Source organism: Christiangramia qingdaonensis (assembly GCF_048381525.1).
GTDB lineage: Bacteria > Bacteroidota > Bacteroidia > Flavobacteriales > Flavobacteriaceae > Christiangramia.
In genome coordinates, this window is sequence record NZ_JBLWIM010000015.1 from 457,096 (window position 1) to 473,882 (window position 16,787).

At 38.7% G+C, this 16,787-nt stretch carries 21 protein-coding genes; 15 read left to right on the top strand and 6 right to left on the bottom strand.

Annotated features, from left to right (window positions below):
- Together ACNI3T_RS13430 and ACNI3T_RS13435 are read right to left on the bottom strand one after the other, a co-directional pair.
- Complete coding sequence (locus tag ACNI3T_RS13430; RefSeq protein ID WP_322300518.1) at positions 1 to 804, bottom strand: lysophospholipid acyltransferase family protein; 804 nt, start codon at positions 802 to 804, stop codon at positions 1 to 3.
- 74 nt (positions 805 to 878) lie between these two features.
- Positions 879 to 1,517, bottom strand: coding sequence for an NUDIX hydrolase (locus tag ACNI3T_RS13435; RefSeq protein WP_418228235.1), 639 nt, complete (start codon positions 1,515 to 1,517; stop codon positions 879 to 881).
- Here ACNI3T_RS13435 and ACNI3T_RS13440 point away from each other — a divergent pair.
- Positions 1,516 to 2,289: a peptidylprolyl isomerase gene (locus ACNI3T_RS13440; RefSeq protein WP_418228236.1), complete on the top strand. Its 774-nt coding sequence runs from the start codon at positions 1,516 to 1,518 to the stop codon at positions 2,287 to 2,289. The two genes, ACNI3T_RS13435 and ACNI3T_RS13440, sit on opposite strands and share 2 nt — an antisense overlap.
- On the opposite strand, the gene ACNI3T_RS13445 is transcribed toward ACNI3T_RS13440, so the two are convergent.
- Positions 2,290 to 3,003, bottom strand: coding sequence for an RDD family protein (locus ACNI3T_RS13445; RefSeq protein WP_418228237.1), 714 nt, complete (start codon positions 3,001 to 3,003; stop codon positions 2,290 to 2,292).
- A gap of 34 nt (positions 3,004 to 3,037) precedes the next feature.
- Here ACNI3T_RS13445 and ACNI3T_RS13450 point away from each other — a divergent pair, with 34 nt between their 5' ends.
- The 8 genes from ACNI3T_RS13450 to ACNI3T_RS13485 all read left to right on the top strand — a co-directional run bounded on the left by ACNI3T_RS13450 (position 3,038) and on the right by ACNI3T_RS13485 (position 10,715).
- Entirely contained in the window at positions 3,038 to 4,000 is a 963-nt protein-coding gene (locus ACNI3T_RS13450; protein WP_418228310.1) for a stage II sporulation protein M, read from the top strand.
- Positions 3,993 to 4,853, top strand: a complete 861-nt coding sequence (locus tag ACNI3T_RS13455; RefSeq protein ID WP_418228238.1) for a DUF7847 domain-containing protein — start codon at positions 3,993 to 3,995, stop codon at positions 4,851 to 4,853. Before ACNI3T_RS13450 ends, ACNI3T_RS13455 begins: the two co-directional genes overlap by 8 nt.
- Position 4,854: 1 nt before the next feature.
- Positions 4,855 to 5,613, top strand: a complete 759-nt coding sequence (locus ACNI3T_RS13460; RefSeq protein ID WP_418228239.1) for a DUF4129 domain-containing protein — start codon at positions 4,855 to 4,857, stop codon at positions 5,611 to 5,613.
- The gene (locus ACNI3T_RS13465; RefSeq protein ID WP_418228240.1) at positions 5,606 to 6,811 is read left to right on the top strand and encodes a DUF4350 domain-containing protein; all 1,206 of its coding nucleotides are present in this window, start codon (positions 5,606 to 5,608) and stop codon (positions 6,809 to 6,811) included. Before ACNI3T_RS13460 ends, ACNI3T_RS13465 begins: the two co-directional genes overlap by 8 nt.
- The gene (locus tag ACNI3T_RS13470; RefSeq protein WP_418228241.1) at positions 6,789 to 7,793 is read left to right on the top strand and encodes an AAA family ATPase; all 1,005 of its coding nucleotides are present in this window, start codon (positions 6,789 to 6,791) and stop codon (positions 7,791 to 7,793) included. Before ACNI3T_RS13465 ends, ACNI3T_RS13470 begins: the two co-directional genes overlap by 23 nt.
- Positions 7,793 to 9,127, top strand: a complete 1,335-nt coding sequence (locus ACNI3T_RS13475; RefSeq protein WP_418228242.1) for a DUF58 domain-containing protein — start codon at positions 7,793 to 7,795, stop codon at positions 9,125 to 9,127. Before ACNI3T_RS13470 ends, ACNI3T_RS13475 begins: the two co-directional genes overlap by 1 nt.
- A 94-nt stretch (positions 9,128 to 9,221) precedes the next feature.
- Entirely contained in the window at positions 9,222 to 9,635 is a 414-nt protein-coding gene (locus tag ACNI3T_RS13480) for a DUF2141 domain-containing protein (protein ID WP_418228243.1), read from the top strand.
- 120 nt (positions 9,636 to 9,755) lie between these two features.
- Positions 9,756 to 10,715 carry a LysR substrate-binding domain-containing protein gene (locus ACNI3T_RS13485; RefSeq protein WP_418228244.1) on the top strand — a complete coding sequence of 320 codons (960 nt, stop codon included), beginning with the start codon at positions 9,756 to 9,758 and terminating at the stop codon, positions 10,713 to 10,715.
- Between the two features lie 27 nt (positions 10,716 to 10,742).
- On the opposite strand, the gene ACNI3T_RS13490 is transcribed toward ACNI3T_RS13485, so the two are convergent.
- The 3 genes from ACNI3T_RS13490 to ACNI3T_RS13500 form a co-directional block, all read right to left on the bottom strand.
- Entirely contained in the window at positions 10,743 to 10,940 is a 198-nt protein-coding gene (locus ACNI3T_RS13490) for a hypothetical protein (protein WP_299154828.1), read from the bottom strand.
- 133 nt (positions 10,941 to 11,073) lie between these two features.
- Positions 11,074 to 11,874 (bottom strand): TIGR00266 family protein, encoded by an 801-nt coding sequence (locus ACNI3T_RS13495; protein ID WP_322300531.1) that lies wholly within the window; start codon positions 11,872 to 11,874, stop codon positions 11,074 to 11,076.
- Positions 11,875 to 11,934: 60 nt separating this feature from the next.
- Positions 11,935 to 12,396 (bottom strand): DUF4442 domain-containing protein, encoded by a 462-nt coding sequence (locus tag ACNI3T_RS13500; RefSeq protein ID WP_418228245.1) that lies wholly within the window; start codon positions 12,394 to 12,396, stop codon positions 11,935 to 11,937.
- 165 nt (positions 12,397 to 12,561) lie between these two features.
- Between ACNI3T_RS13500 and ACNI3T_RS13505 the strand changes: the two genes are divergently transcribed.
- The 6 genes from ACNI3T_RS13505 (at position 12,562) to ACNI3T_RS13530 (ending at position 16,558) form a co-directional block, all read left to right on the top strand.
- A complete protein-coding gene (locus ACNI3T_RS13505; protein WP_322300533.1) occupies positions 12,562 to 12,687 on the top strand; it encodes a hypothetical protein in 126 nt (41 codons plus the stop codon).
- A gap of 17 nt (positions 12,688 to 12,704) precedes the next feature.
- Positions 12,705 to 13,241, top strand: a complete 537-nt coding sequence (locus ACNI3T_RS13510; RefSeq protein WP_418228246.1) for a DUF4870 domain-containing protein — start codon at positions 12,705 to 12,707, stop codon at positions 13,239 to 13,241.
- On the top strand, positions 13,238 to 13,582 hold the full coding sequence (locus ACNI3T_RS13515) for a PadR family transcriptional regulator (protein ID WP_322300535.1): 345 nt from the start codon (positions 13,238 to 13,240) through the stop codon (positions 13,580 to 13,582). Before ACNI3T_RS13510 ends, ACNI3T_RS13515 begins: the two co-directional genes overlap by 4 nt.
- On the top strand, positions 13,575 to 15,347 hold the full coding sequence (locus tag ACNI3T_RS13520) for a PspC domain-containing protein (protein WP_418228247.1): 1,773 nt from the start codon (positions 13,575 to 13,577) through the stop codon (positions 15,345 to 15,347). The genes ACNI3T_RS13515 and ACNI3T_RS13520 overlap by 8 nt, the downstream gene beginning before the upstream one ends.
- Before the next feature lies 1 nt (position 15,348).
- Positions 15,349 to 15,504: a hypothetical protein gene (locus tag ACNI3T_RS13525; protein WP_322300537.1), complete on the top strand. Its 156-nt coding sequence runs from the start codon at positions 15,349 to 15,351 to the stop codon at positions 15,502 to 15,504.
- A 211-nt stretch (positions 15,505 to 15,715) separates the two neighbouring features.
- Positions 15,716 to 16,558: a GIN domain-containing protein gene (locus ACNI3T_RS13530; RefSeq protein ID WP_418228248.1), complete on the top strand. Its 843-nt coding sequence runs from the start codon at positions 15,716 to 15,718 to the stop codon at positions 16,556 to 16,558.
- Positions 16,559 to 16,787: the final 229 nt, after the last annotated feature.

The following is a 16,787-nucleotide window of genomic DNA, read 5'->3' on the forward strand; positions in this document are numbered from 1 at the left end:
TCAGTATCCGAAACGTCTTTGTTCGTTCAGGTCTTCCATCGCCTGTATTTCTTCAGAAGGAATTACTTTCAGAAATGAAGGATGTTGCTCAATAGCATATTCCAGTTTCTTTACAATATCTTCAATACTATCATTCTCGTAATCAAATTCAAGAGGTTTCTTGATCTGGAAGGTTTGAAGTATACCGCGTTTTTTGATTCTGAGACCTTTTTTATCAAATGATCTTCGGAAGCCATCGATCACGATTGGAATCACGATAGGTTTGTGATTTTTAATGATATGAGCCGTTCCCTTTCTGATAGGTTTAAAAGGTTTCGTAGTTCCCTGCGGAAACGTGATCACCCATCCATCATCAAGTGCCTTACCAATGTTTTGAGTATCGTTGGGATTAACATCTCTTTTGACCTCCTGCCCTTTTGCTCTCCATGTTCGTTCCACAGTAATCGCTCCGGCATAAGCCATAATTCTAGCGAGAAGTCCCGCCCGCATGGTTTCCTTTGCAGCAACATAATATATATTCATTTTAGGCTGCCAGATATACCCTACATTCTTAATGCTATCTACCCGCCCGCTTAAACTAGCGTTGAAAACATGGAACATAGCGGTAACATCAGCGAAATATGTTTGATGGTTGGAAACAAAAAGCACATTGGTATCTGGTAGGTTCTTAATGATCTCAGAGCCTTCTATCTGTAATTCATTATATCCACGATAGCGCCTGTGAGTTAAAACACCAAATATGCGAATAAGCCACTTCTTCAAGAACTGATAATGTCCAAACGGATTTTTCTTAAACAACCCCATGCTACTTATTTTATCCTATTGAAATTTTTAGATTTCCTTAACAAAACCGGGCAAATATAGTAATATCTCTCAAATTAACTTTTAAGCAGCATTTCCCGAACTTCAGAGAGCATCATTCCAGTAGCTCCCCACACAACTTTATTGTTCAGTTTATAGGCTGGCACTTCAATTTCAGTGGCATAAGATGTACTCAGCGTTTCGTTTATTAGATTATTATCATCCAGAAATTCACTCAGAAGTACCTCCATAATTTCTTCTACTTCAGATTCCTGCGGAATAAGTTCTGGAGTATGATCCAGCATGCCTATAAATGGATAAACCCAGAAATTGGACGGCGGAATATATAACCTGGACAATTTTGCGATGACTTCTACTGAATCTTGTGGAATTCCGACTTCTTCTTCAGTTTCTCTTAAAGCAGTATGTTCCATATTTCTATCTTCAGGTTCTACCCGACCACCTGGAAATCCTACCTGATTGGAGTGCACTCCCTTATAGGTTTTTCTAAGGATTAATACCATTCGTGTTTTTTGCTGCATATCTGGATAGAATAATGCCATCACTCCAGCTTCCTGAGGTTTTAGCTGTTCCATATCCAGCTCCTCCAATTCCTTAATTCGCATCATTGGAGCCAGTTTTCGGTGCGCCTCCTCTCCCGGCAACGGCATTTTTTTTAACTTTGAAATCCTGTTTTTAAAATCTTTGAATTCCATGTTTAGAAAGTCTCTTTTACTAACAATTTTTTCAGTTCTCTTTTTCGCAAGTTGTGAAGATAAGCAAAGTTCCTCAGAAAAGTCGGCTAAACCTACTGCGGAAGAGCTTGAACTTCAAAGAAAGAAAGACTCTACACAGCAGGCCAGAGATAGTATTTTGAAGGTTCGCAAAGCAGAGATTAAACGCGCAAATATTAAAACTGAATTCGAGAAGAATGACATGTATCCCATCGCACAGGAAGAATTAATGCCTACTTTACGCAAATATGGTAATGAGCATCCTGAAATCAGGATAAGAATCAAAACAAAATTTGGGAATATCGATGTTCAGTTATACCGGGATACTCCGCTTCACCGGGCAAACTTTATCATGCTTGCAAAAAATGACTATTTTGATAATACATTTTTCCATAGGGTTGCACCGGGTTTCGTGATACAGGGTGGCAATGCAGACAACCAGATCACTGCAGATAATCGAGGTGACGTGGGAAGTTATTTGATCCCGAGCGAGTACGAAGCAGGACATCAACATAGCTACGGAGCCTTTTCAGCTGCAAAATATGCCGAGCAGAACGTTAGTAAAGCCTCTTCCCCATTTGAATTTTTTATCGTTATGAATAAAAATGGAACTCCGCATCTAGACAATGATCATACGGTTTTTGGTCGTGTAATAAGTGGAATGGATGTAGCTGAAAAGATTTCCCAGGTTGAAACCGGAGAATCTGAATGGCCTATTGATAATATAGAAATGGATATTGAAGTTCTGGAATAACTATTGGCTAGTGTAGTAATTATAGTCGGTTACCACTCTATCCAAAAATTCCATAGGTCTTTCTTCAAATCTTACATCCAGCAATTCAGCAACCTTTTCACTTAGGTTCAGGATGATATGGTGATGTCCTTCAGCTTTAGCATTCTGGTACAAATTCTTAATCTCCTGCACATCTTTATCTGAAAGCACGGTAACCTGAGGATATTTAGGTGTATAATCTTCAGAAAAACTAGCACCCAGTGTATGCTCAATTCCAAATTTCTTTTTTTCAGTAATAACCGTTGTACCCGCCGCGAGATCTCCCAGTCGCTGCCCCTTACCAGTAAATAATATAGTTACAACCGCAACAGCACCGCTACTTGCCGAAATATCTATTAATCGAAGTAACCAACGGGTTAGATAATTAGAAAATGTAGGACGACTACCATCCTTACGTACCACGCGGATATCAAGAATTGCCTTTCCTGGCGTCTGCCCGTTCCAGAAAGCTTCCCATAACAAATAGTATAACATAGTAGGTAGCCCAAGAACAGTATAATACATCCATTGGTCTCCTGCACCATTGGTCGCTCCTGCGATGATTAGACCAGAAAGGATCATATAGATCACGATAATGGCGAGATCTATAAAAAAAGCAAGGATCCTCTCACCCACTCCCGCAATATTGTGCTGAATATTGATATTTTGGGCAGTTTCGATTTGAAAATTATCCATTAAATATGTTACTTTGGTTCAATTAAATCTAAGAATGCGCGAGGCAGCTTTTGTAAGGCAAAATAAAGATAAATGGGTCAAGTATGAAAGTCTGCTTCAGAAATATAAATCGCTGGATCCAGATCAACTGTCCAATCTTTACGTGGAGCTTAGCGACGACCTAAGTTATGCTTCTACCTTTTATCCGGGTTCCAATACTGTACAGTACTTAAACGGACTAGCAACTACTGCTCACCAGAAGATCTATAAAGCAAAAAAAGAATCTAAAAGCAGATTCATCACATTCTTTACTAAAGAATTCCCGAAGGAATTTCACAAGCACCAAAAGCAACTTTTATGGAGCTTTCTAATATTTGCAGGTTTTAGCCTGGTTGGTGCTTATAGTGCGGCTACAGATGGTTCTTTTTTAAGATCTATTCTAGGCGATGCTTATGTGAACATGACGCTTGAAAATATTGCGAACAAAGATCCAATGGCTGTTTATAAACAGGCTTCAGAAACTAATATGTTCCTGGGTATCACCATTAACAATATTCGCGTAGCGTTGACAGCATTTTCACTCGGTGTTCTCGCCGGGATCGGGACTGTTTTCGTGATGATGCAAAACGGAGTTATGCTGGGCAGTTTTCAATATTTCTTTTACGAACAGGGTTTGCTCTGGGAATCTGCCAGAACGATCTGGATCCATGGAACGATAGAAATTTCGGTTATTATTGTAGCTGGCTGTGCAGGCCTGGTCGTGGGAAAAAGTATACTTTTCCCGGGGACTTACAGCCGGCTGAAATCCTTTACCATGGGAATCAAAGACGGACTCAAGATTGTAATTAGTACAGTTCCTTTTTTCATAATAGCCGGTTTTCTAGAAGGATTTGTGACCAGGATCACTCAAATGCCGGACTGGCTTGCCATTATTATCATAAGCTTATCATTAATACTAATCATATTCTACTACGTTATTTACCCAATCCTATTATCTAACAAAACCAACAATGCATAACGACCACATTATTTTTAAACAACAGCGAGAACTTGGGGAGATCCTGAGTGCTACTTTCAAATTTATTAGAGAGAATTATAAAACCGGACTACGATTATTCTTTAAACTCGTAGGGCCCTCATTTATTCTACTGGTTGCTGCCATTACCTTCTACACCTACACCACACTAGGAAGTAGTTTATTTACCAGTGGAAACCTGGACGCTTCCAACGTGATCATTGCGCTGGCACTACTTATGATCGCCTACCTTGCTTATTTCACCTCTATGACCGGGACTATGAATCATATGATCCTGTCGTATATAAATAACGACGGACAGATAAAAGATGAGGAGGTCAAAAATGGTCTGAAACAGGACTTCGGAAAGATCCTGCTGTTATCTATACTTACTGGTATTATAACATTCGCCGCGTTCATGTTCTTTGTGATCCCGGGGATTTATGTGTTTGTTCCTTTATCACTGGTTACTGCGATCCTGGTCTTCCGTAGAAATGGAGTAACCGATAGTATTTCTGAAAGTTTTCAGCTGGTTAAAGACAACTGGTGGATGACTTTCGCCACGCTTCTTTGTATATACCTGGTGATCTATGTTATCGGACTTATCTTCCAGCTACCTGCACTTATTTATATATTCATTCGCGCTTTTACGGTAGCTTCAGAATCTTCTGCAGCGGAACCTCAGGATATGTTTGGAACTGGATATATAATTATCAACGCGATCTCTTCCGCATTACAATATATCATTTACAGTATGACCGTAATTGGGGTTGCCTTTGTCTACTTTCATCTAAACGAAAAGAAAAATTTCACCGGTACCTACGAAACAATTCAAAACCTGGGAAACAACCGATAGTTTGAAGTTATATCTGCTGTTTTTTTTAATGCTTCTGAGTCTTACTCAGGAGATACTCGCTCAAGAGGATTCAATTTCCAAGGGAGATATTCAGGTGGAAATGTCTGAAGATCTTGTTCCGGTTGAATTTGATACTGCTGAAATTGAAGAGTACAAAAAGCAGGATGCCTATAATTATATTGAGAGTACAGAGGAAGATAGCTGGTGGGTTCGTTTTAAAAAATGGCTGAACCTCAAGTATAATCAATTTATAAACTGGCTTTTCGGAAGTTATGATGCAAACGGAATCCTGGCATTTTTTATTAGGATCTTCCCGTACGTGATTATTTTTGCCGTTCTGGCTTTGATCGTCTGGTTATTCACCCGACTTAATCCAGGCGCTAAGATCCTGGCAGAGCCCGGAAAAAGTAAAGTGATCCTTAGCGAGGAAGAGGAACTTGTAAAAAATGAAGATCTAGGCAGTCTCATTAGTAAATCAGTTTCCGAAGAAAACTACAGGTTTGCTGTGCGTTATCAATACCTGCGAAGTTTAAAATTGCTGGATGAGAATGATCTTATTCAGTATGAATTTCAGAAGACCAATAAGGAATATTTACAGGAGATCCCAGATAGGCGATTACAGCAGCTGTTTGCAGATGTCACTAAGTTTTATGAGTTTATCTGGTATGGTAACTTCAAGGTTTCTTCCGCAGATTATAAAATAGCCGCAAATGGATTCAGCAAGATCGAAAATGAATTAAAACCGGTCAAAAATGCATAGGACCTACAAGTTTGCGATCGCACTTTTTGTACTAGTGGTCATTGTACTTACCTGGCTGGAAACATCTGTCAAAGAAGATATTAACTGGAATCCGAGTTATACTCATTCCGATGTAATCCCGCTTGGCTCGAAGGTTTTTTATGAAAGCTGGAAACAAACTTCGGGAAATAATCTGGAAATGCTCAAGATCCCGCCTTATGAATTTTTAAATTCTGAAGAGGCCAAAGGCACCTATTTCTTTTTTAATAAAGGTGTTGGTTTTGATGATGATGAGCTAGATCATTTGCTGAACTGGGTTGCTGAAGGAAATACTTTATTTATTTCAGCACATGACTTTAGTCAGAACCTGAAGGATACCTTAAATATCGAAACAGGTTCTGAAATTGATGCAGATGGGTTTACTGAAGCTCAGGACCTGAACTTTTACAATCCAGATATAAAACTGAAAAATGATGCCCTATTTGATAAGCAGATAACGAAAGCTTTTTTTACTGAAATTGACACCTTAAATCATACAGCACTAGGATTTACGCGCAAAGACAAACTGTTGCCTAAGGTCAATTTTATAAGAGCAGACTTTGGAGAAGGAGCGATTTTGCTACATACAGCACCGCAGGTTTTTAGTAATTACTTCATGCTGAAGGATGATAATTATAAATATACCGGCAATCTTCTGGCGTATCTACCTGATGGTAAAGTTTACTGGGATGCGTATTATAAATCTGGAAAATCTTTCTACAGTTCTTCGCTCTATATTTTACTGAATAACAGATCCCTGAAATGGGCATATTATGCTGTGCTTTTATGCATCATCCTGTATATCATATTTGAAGGAAAGAGAAAGCAACGTGCAATTCCGGTCATAGATCCACCAAAGAACCGGTCTTATGAGTATACAGGAATCATCTCGAGTTTATACCTGGAGCAAAATCGATTTCAGGAACTGGGAAATAAAAAGATCGCGTTATTCCTGGAGTGTATACGCCGGGAATACCGTTTGGAAACTTCAAAGATAGATGGTGGATTTAAACAGGATCTGGCTGCAAAGAGCTCAAATTCTTTGGAAGCAACCAACGAGCTTTTCAACAAAATAGAGTCATTTCAAAAGAATAAGAAAAGCTCAAAACAAGAGTTTCTGGAGCTAAGTACTTATATTAATCATTACAAATTTACCGATGGAAAATCAGGAGCAACATAAGCCGCAGGACGAATTAAAATTTGAAAACAGGATTCCACTGGAAGGCCTGAAATCTTCTGTGGATAAGCTTAAATCACAGCTAGGAAAAGTGATCGTAGGACAGGAGAATTTCGTAGAACTTTTGATCGTTGGTTTACTTGCAAATGGACATGTTCTTATAGAAGGTGTTCCAGGAGTGGCCAAGACGGTTACTGCGAAATTATTTGCGAAAAGCATCAAAACCGACTTTAGTAGAATTCAATTTACGCCAGATCTTATGCCCAGTGACGTTTTGGGAACTTCGATCTTCAATGTAAAAACCTCAGAATTTGAATTTAAGAAAGGTCCTATTTTTTCGAATGTAGTCCTGATCGACGAGATTAACAGAGCTCCGGCAAAAACACAGTCGGCCTTGTTTGAAGTAATGGAAGAACGGCAGGTTACCATAGATGGGAATCTGTATCCTATGCAACCACCTTTTATGGTACTAGCCACGCAGAACCCCATAGAACAGGAAGGAACCTATGCCTTACCAGAAGCTCAACTGGATAGATTTTTATTCAAGATCAAAGTAGATTATCCAAAACTGGAAGAAGAGATTGAAATTTTAAAGGGTCACCATCTTAGAAAAGGAAATTTGCCGGAAGCTGAAATTTCGCCCGTTCTCGATCCAGATGAGATCGCTAAGTTACGCTCCCAGATCCATGAAATCGTAATAGAGGATAAACTGATGAATTATATCGCGGAACTGGTGATGAAAACGAGAAATCATTCCCATTTATATCTTGGCGCAAGTCCACGAGCTTCCATAGCGATCATGAATGCTTCTAAAGCATACGCTGCCATCAATGGTAGAGACTTTGTAATTCCGGAAGATATTAAGAACGTACTGAAACCTGTATTAAGTCACAGGCTCATACTTTCTCCAGATAGGGAAATGGAAGGAATGAAAGCTGAAGATGTCGTAGATATGATCACTCAATCTGTAGAAATTCCCCGATAGTGCTGAAGTTTCTGAAAAGTCTATATTTCAAAGAACTGTTCTTCTATTGCCTGATAGGGATTGCAGTATTATTCCTGATCTCGTTCTGGGTGGGCTGGCTCTACAGCATTACCTGGATCATCAGCATGATACTGGCAATAGCGACTTTATTGGATGTGATCGCTTTATATTCCGGAGAAGCAGTGGTAGCAGAACGCATACTTCCTGAGAAATTTTCCAATTCAGATCCTAATCAGGTAATTCTTAAACTTCGGAGTAACTACAGGTTTCCGGTTAAAGCTGAAGTGATCGATGAAGTACCACTGCAATTTCAGAAAAGAGATTTTTTAAAAAATAAAAAGCTCGGCTCCCGTTCCGAAGAAAAATTAGAGTATCAATTAATTCCGCTGGAACGTGGAGAATATATATTTGGCAACCAGAATATCTATATTTTTAGCAAACTGGGGCTGGTAAGAAGAAGGTATGTTACTGGAAAGGCACAATCTGTCAAAGTCTATCCGTCTTTCGTACAGATGAAAAAACTGGATTTTCTCGCCTTGGATCAAAAGATCAATTTGCAGGGAATGAAACGTATCAGGCGGATTGGACATACGATGGAATTCGAACAGATCAAAGAATATGTTCGTGGCGATGATGTACGAACAATTAACTGGAAAGCAACAGCGAAGCAAAACGCCTTGATGGTCAATCAATTCCAGGATGAGCGCTCCCAACCGGTTTATAGTATCATTGATACAGGAAGAGTCATGAAGATGCCTTTTGAGGGCTTATCCTTACTGGATTATGCGATTAATAGTTCCCTGGCGTTTTCCAATATCGCACTCCGTAAAAAAGATAAGGTTGGCTTGCTGAGTTTTAGTAATAAAGTCCATGGTATTCTGAAAGCCAGTTCGAGACTTAGCCAGCTGCAACAGATCATGGAGTCCTTATATCGTGTAGATACCGGCTACCTGGACAGTGATTTTAGCATGCTATACGCGCGAGTTCAAAAAAGTATTACGCATCGTAGTCTTATAATGCTATATACCAATTTCGAACATATGAGTGCGCTGCAAAGGCAGCTAGCTTATTTAAAAGCGATCAGTAAAAAGCATTTACTGGTAGTCATATTCTTCGAAAACACTGAAATTACCGGACTTACCAAACAATCCGCAGAAAAGGATATTTCTACCATGGCGCACCAGACGATTGCTGAGTCTTTTCAACATGACAAGATCATGATGGTAAAGGAGCTGGAGAAATTCGGCATCCAGACCATACTTACTCCTCCCAAGAATCTAAGTATCAATACGATCAATAAATACCTGGAAGTAAAAGCTCGCGGACTCCTATAAACGGTTCAGCATCAATATTCGACAGTTCAGATATAAATACTTATAGACAAGGAGGTTATGATCTACATTTGAAATGTAATTAAAACCAATCCTTATGAAAACTGTATTATTATTACTCGCGTTATTTATTGGAAGTCTGTTAAACGCACAGACTGCAACTACTCACGAACTTGAAGTTACGATCCCAAATGTCACTAACGATAATGGAGAAGTGCTATTCGCACTTTATAAGGAGGAAAACTTTATGAGAGAACCTACATTTTCTCAAAAATCTGATATTAAAGACGGTAAAGCAACGGTCAAATTTGAAGACCTTCCAGAAGGTGATTATGCTCTGGTTGTAATGCACGACGAAAATAGCAATGGTAGAATGGATTTTGAAACTAATGGCATGCCGAAAGAAAGTTATGCTACGAGCGGAGAGAGCAAATTTATGGGACCGCCAATGTGGAGTGATACTAAATTCAAGTTTGATGATTCCACAAAAGAAATAAGTCTGAGATTTTAAGATCTCAGAGAATTCGTATCAAAACCCGCCAATTGGTGGGTTTTTGTGTATAGATAAAACAAAGTTAAAGACTATCTAGAATAGGAAATTCTTATACCTTTGTAGTTCAAATCTATTCATATGACTATTACCCAGTTGCATTATGTTTTAGCTGTTGCTGAACATAAGAATTTCACCAAAGCCGCTCAAAAAGTATTCGTAACCCAGCCAACGCTGAGTATGCAAATTCAAAAGCTGGAAGAAGAACTGGACATTACTATATTTGACCGTACCAAAAAGCCGATCCAGCTTACAGAGGTTGGGCAGAAGATCGTTCAACAGGCTCGTAATATTGTAAATGAAAGCGACAGAATTCAAGATATAGTAGATCAGCAAAAGGGATTTATTGGAGGAATATTCAGATTAGGAGTGATTCCTACCATCATGCCAACGTTGTTACCTATGTTCATAGGTAATTTTATGAAGAAGTTTCCGAAGGTAAAGTTGAAGATAGAAGAGCTGCATACGGAAGCGATCCTCGAAAAACTGAAAGAAGGACATCTGGATGCGGCAATTGCTGCTACTCCGCTCCAAATTGATGGAATCAAGGAAAACGTGCTCTATTATGAACCCTTTGTTCCTTATATTCCGAAGGAAATGGACATGCATACCAATGAGAAGATCGATATAGATAGCCTTGATATCAATAAGATCCTACTGTTAGAAGATGGTCATTGTTTTAAGGATGGTATCATCAATCTTTGCAAAGCGAACCGGGAATACGATGGTGACCAGTTACAACTGGAAAGCGGTAGTTTTGAAACACTTATTAAACTGGCCAATGAAGGTCTCGGGATGACGCTACTTCCCTATCTGCACACCTTAGAACTTAAGGAATCTGAAAAAAAGAACTTAAAGATGTTCAACGATCCCGTTCCAGCCCGGGAAGTGAGTTTGATCTATAACCGTAGTGAATTAAAAATGCAGATCATAGAAGCTTTACGCAGCACGATCGCCAGTGTCGTAAAAGGTGCAATAACCTACCAAAATGTGAAGATCATAAGTCCTTTGAATCACAAAAAGGATTTTCAGAAGAACTAAAAAAAGCGGCTAAAAGCCGCTTTTTATTTAAGTGTTCAAATAAATTAAACATTGATTTAATTCAGGGTTCTGTTTGGTTAGTGCGAGAATCCAGAGTCGTAACTCTTCAATCTCATGTGGAAGCAATCTATCGATCGCTTTCTTAACTTCTCTACAGAACAAGCTTGGATCAAAACTAACTTTATCAAGTATCGTCTTGGTGTATTCAAACATCGCTCTCGCCATATTTTGAAGTATTTAAGTTTAGGATTAGGTTAAAAATAAATGTAGAGATGTACTATAGGCATTTAGATTTTTGGTTAGAACAATATAGTTATATTAAGAACAATATATAAGTATTTGTTAATTTTTTAACAAATTAAAACCTGTTATCACCACTCAAAACATCACCAATTCCTCCAAGTAAACTACCTTCTCCTTTATCTTTCCCACCCATTTGCGGCGCTGCCTGCAATACGCGATTCGCCAGCCTGCTAAAAGGTAATGACTGGATATAAACCGTACCCGGACCTGTAAGGGAAGCAAAGAATAAACCTTCACCTCCAAAGATGGTATTTTTAATTCCACCTACAAATTCTATATCATAATCTATGGTTTGTGTAAAACCTATGATGCATCCTGTATCGATCTTAAGTTTTTCACCTGGACCTAACTCTTTTCTGGCCATTGTCCCGCCAGAATGAACAAATGCCATCCCATCGCCTTCAATTTTCTGCATGATAAAACCTTCACCTCCAAAAAATCCGCGGCCAAGCTTTTTACTGAATTCTATACCAATGGCCACGCCCTTTGCAGCACATAGAAAGGCATCTTTCTGACAAATGAATTTTCCATTGAATTGGGTTAGATCTATAGGAATGATCTTACCTGGATAAGGTGAGGCAAAGCTTATACGCTTTTTTCCCTGGATCTCATTGGAGAAGATCGTCATGAACAGACTTTCCCCTGTAAGCAATCTCTTTCCGGCCCCAAGGACCTTTCCAAGGAAACCTTCATTTTGCTTTGATCCGTCGCCAAAGATGGTATCCATTCGAATGCCATCGTCCATCATCATAAAGTTTCCAGCCTCGGCAATGACCGCTTCCTGTGGATCGAGTTCAAGCTCCACATATTGCATTTCTTCTCCAAATATCTGGTAATCTATTTCATGTGCATTCATACTGATTATATTTTGATTGATGTTTGTTCTATATGATGAGTAGGGATTTTCAGAGGAGTGTTACTTTCTTTGTTTAAGTTTAACAGTCCATTCAAATTCAAAAACCGAAACTTCAACCCCTTCCTCGTTAAGTCCAATAGCTTTCATCCACATAGTTTGTCCTTCTCCGGTAGCAATCGTTCGATCGATAGCCTCCTTAACTTTCTGTCCATCATGACAGGTGAAACTTATTTTACCAGTGGCCTTCTTCGAGAATACTGATTTGTTCTGCGCCACCAGCATGGAGATCTTTTTACCAGATTCCTGGATTTTCCCTATAACCAGAGCTCCCGTACTAAGCTCGGCAGCCATGGCCTGAACAGCAAAATACATGGAATTAAAGGGATTTTGATTGATCCATCGATGGGTAACACCAACGGCGCATTCGGTTTCATCTATATGTTTAACTCTAACACCACACAACCAGGCACTTGGAAGTTTTAGCATTAGAAAAGAATTCAACTTAGAGGGATTTAGCTTCATGAGCGTAGTTTATTATCAAATTTTTATAAAAATATGAAATAAGAACGAGACCGTAATTCTTAAATATTTGTTAACTTTTAGTACTTTGCTTTGCATAATACCTTCTTTTAGACATATATTTGCATAAGAACCTAATAGGTATAAAATCATCAAAATCAAAACATCATGAAAAGATCAATCAAAAAACAATCAGTCACCAGCGTTTTACCAGGAACATTAGCAGATAGAATCAAGATCTATGTTACCGTCTTCGCCATCTACGTGTACGTTTTCAGCACGATCATTTTTTAATAGTTAAATCTCTAATCATGCAGGATACTAACGCTCATAAAAATCGTACTCTAACTACCGTACTCCATCTATCGGTATTTACGAAGTATTTCATACCACTGGGTAATTTCATATTCCCGATGCTGCTCTGGTTAAGTCAGAAAGAAGATGCATTTGTAGATCGTCATGGGAGAAATGCTTTAAATTTCCAAATCAGCACTTTTCTATATACGGTACTACTGGTAGCAATTGGAGGTGCCACTTTCCTATATTTTGCACTAAAATTCAATTTAGTAGAACCTTTAATGACTAACGACTCTTTTGAAGTCAACCAGTTTTCAGAAGCACTACCCTTTATCATCATCATGGGTATTCTGGGAATACTATTACTTGGACTATTTGTTCTGGAAATCTTTGCAGTCATCTCTGCAAGTCTTTCAGCAAACGAAGGAAAAGATTACAGTTACCCTCTAACCATCAATTTTTTAAGTTCGGACATACCGGATGAAACAAATCATCAAAATCATCAATCAAAAAATGAACAGTTTAATGACACCCAAAAACAAACACTATGAAGATTGAAAATACCAAAGCCCAGATGCGTAAGGGTGTATTGGAATATTGCATTCTCTCGGTTCTAAGAGACGAAGATGCCTATGTGGCTGAAATTCTGGACACATTGAAAGACGCAAAACTGCTGGTAGTTGAGGGTACGATCTATCCTTTATTAACCAGGTTGAAAAATGCGGGACTTCTCAATTATCGTTGGGAAGAATCTACAAGCGGGCCGCCCCGTAAATATTACGGACTTACCGAAACAGGAAAAATATTTCTCAGGGAATTAACGGGTACCTGGGATGAATTACAAACTGCCGTTAACATCGTAACCACTCAAAAAAAGAACAATCATGAATAAGACAGTTAACATAAATCTTGCCGGCGTTTTCTTTCACATAGATGAGGATGCCTATGCCAGACTTCAACGATATTTGGAGACTATCAGGCATTCGTTTTCAAATACGCAGGGTCGTGATGAGATCATCTCAGATATCGAAGCTCGTATTGCTGAATTATTCAATGATAAAGTCAAGAATGACAGGCAGGTTATTAGCATTAAAGAAGTAGAAGAAGTCATCACGATTATGGGGCAACCTGAAGATTATATGGTCGATGAGGAGATCTTCGAAGATGAACCAACAACCACGCACAGGTCTGCAAGAACTCGTGGAAAACAATTATACCGTGATACTGAAAATGGATTTGTAGGTGGTGTGTCTTCAGGACTTGGTCATTACCTGGCGATCGATGCGATCTGGGTAAGATTGCTTTGGGTATTGCTTACGATCTTTTCCAGTGGTGGTTTTCTATTAATATACATTGCCTTCTGGATATTTGTTCCTGAAGCAAAAACCACGGCAGATAAACTTGCCATGCGCGGTGAAGAAGTAACAGTTAGTAACATCGAAAAGAAGATTCGTGAGGGTTTTCATGATGTTTCAGACAGTATAAAAAATGTTGACTATGATAAGTTCGGGAAAAAGGCATCTGCTGGAGCAAGTTCTGCAGCAACCACGCTAGGGAATATTATCAAGTTCTGTCTGAAACTATTTGTGAAATTCATCGGGATCATCCTAATCCTTTTCGCCGGTTCCACCCTTATTGCGCTATTTGTTGGGTTATTTGCAGTTGGCACATTTGGGATCGTTGATGCACCGTGGACTGAATACATCGATGTGGTGAATAGTGGCGCTCCTATATGGCTTACTTCGCTGCTCATATTTTTCGCAGTAGGAATCCCTTTCTTCTTCCTGTTCGTTCTTGGATTGAAGATACTGGTAAGAAACCTAAGATCTGTGGGTAGAATTGCCCTGTTAACATTACTTGGAGTCTGGTTAATTTCGATCATTGGACTTTCAGTTATTGGTATTAGCCAGGCGACCAATCGTGCTTTTGACGGTGAGGTTGCAACAACAGAAACTTTGAAGGTAACTTCAGCAGATACTATTTACCTGCGTATGAAGCATAATCCTGAAATGAGTAGCAGAACCAGAAGATCATCAGACTTCAGAATTGTATATGAAGAAGACACTAAAATGATCGTTGGAAATGATATCAGGCTTATCGTTAGATCTACCAGAGATTCCGTAGGAAAAATGGAGATATTGAAGTCGGCTGAAGGTAAAAATTATAATGAAGCCAGAAATCGGGCCAAGGCGATACGTTACGGTCGCAGCCTGGTAGGCAATGAACTTTTGCTGGATAGTTATTTTATTACAGAAGCAAAGTCTGGTTACAGAGATCAGGAAGTACAGATCACGTTATATCTTCCTGAAGGCACAACCCTTTTTGCTGATGATAATACTTCTACGTTTCACCGAAATACCGATTCTTACGAAGACATTTTGCATAATGGCGAAGAAGAGCATTTTCTGAAGATCATTGATGGAGGCACCAGTTGTGAGGATTGTCCTGTGGAAGATGTTTGGGACGATGATAATACAGACTGGAATGACGAAGATACCTGGGAAGATGATTATGACACTTCAGATGACTTTAATGCAAGGGTGGACGTAAACAGTGAAGAAGTTAATATTAGACTGAATGATAACGGCGTAGAGATCCAGGATAAGGATGGTGACCGTGTAAGAATAGACAGTAACGGAGTACAAATACAGAACTAGTATGAGCTCACTAATCAACCTCGTCATCAGCTTTTTTGTAGGATTGGTATTATATATTCAGCCTATAAACAAAGAAACTGTGGATATTGAAGAACCACTAAACAGTACTGAAATATTTCAGAAGCTGGAAAATTATCAGAAGATTTTGGATAGTTGAAAATTTAAAGCCTCCCTTGTGGAGGCTTTTTTTTCTTCTGAAACTCTTCCGCTAAGAAATATCTGAGCTCTATAATATGTGCAGTTCGACCCGCTTTGAACCGTGATTTTTGACAATGGATTATGAGCTTTGTAATAATTAGTCCTATCTTTTGCAAAAAAGTATCCGGACGGTTAAACTGAAAGATCGAATAAGAAAACATAAAAATATCATGCTAAAGAAACTTCCACTATTACTACTAATAATTTTATGTAGTTGTAAAGCCCAGGACAAGGTAAAAGGTAGCCGAAACGTAAAAACCGAACAATATGATCTTGAAAAATTTCATTCGATCCAGATCAAAGGAGAATTTGAAGTCGGAATTCTAAAGGGAAGAAGATCCATGATCGAAATAGAAGCCGATGATAATATTCATGATCTCATTATGACTGAAGTTCTTGATGGTACCCTTTATATTAAACCCATTAAGAAACTTTCCCGTACCAAGAAACAGGAATTGAGAATTACATTTTCCGATACCTTAAAAAGCATACTTATAGGAGGTGACGTGGAACTAGAATCTCTACAGGATCTTTATGTAAATGATTTCAAGCTTGAAACCGGGAAAGACGCCAAAGCTTTTCTAACACTCACGGCCAGTAAATTCAATTTTATCCACAAGGATGATGCAGAAGCTGAACTCAATGTCACCGCTAAGGAAATTGTTTGTCAGCTAAATCAGTCTTCAAAGGTTGAGGCACTATTGAATGCTCCTGATGTTGAGATCGATATTTATGAAAAAGCCTCTGCCAGAATAGACGGCGAAACCCAAATTTTCAACTTAAGAGCAGACCAGTCTTCCAAATTCGATGGCGAGAATTTTAGCAGTCTTAAAGCTGAAGTGCTGGCACAGGGAAATTCATCATCCAGGGTAAACGTGAATGATACCTTGAATTTGACTGCTTCAGGGAAAAGTGAGGTCGAAGTATATAATACACCGGTGATCAAACTCTTAAAGTTTTCAGATGAAGCTAGTTTGTCTAAAAAAGAATTCAGCAAGGGTCTATTTAAATAAATGCTAAATTTTGATTCTCAATTCATTCTGAATAAGTGGATTGAATACATTTGCAGCCAAAATAAACAAATAGAAAAATGAAAATTATCACTGAAAATATTGTTTTTGTATTGCTATTATCTTTGGCGTTAGTGTCGTGCAGAGATGAGCAGAAGACAGAAGAAGAAAAATCTGAAGTTGAAAGAATGATGGAGGATCCTGATAATAAAGTTGAAGTTAAAGATGGCGG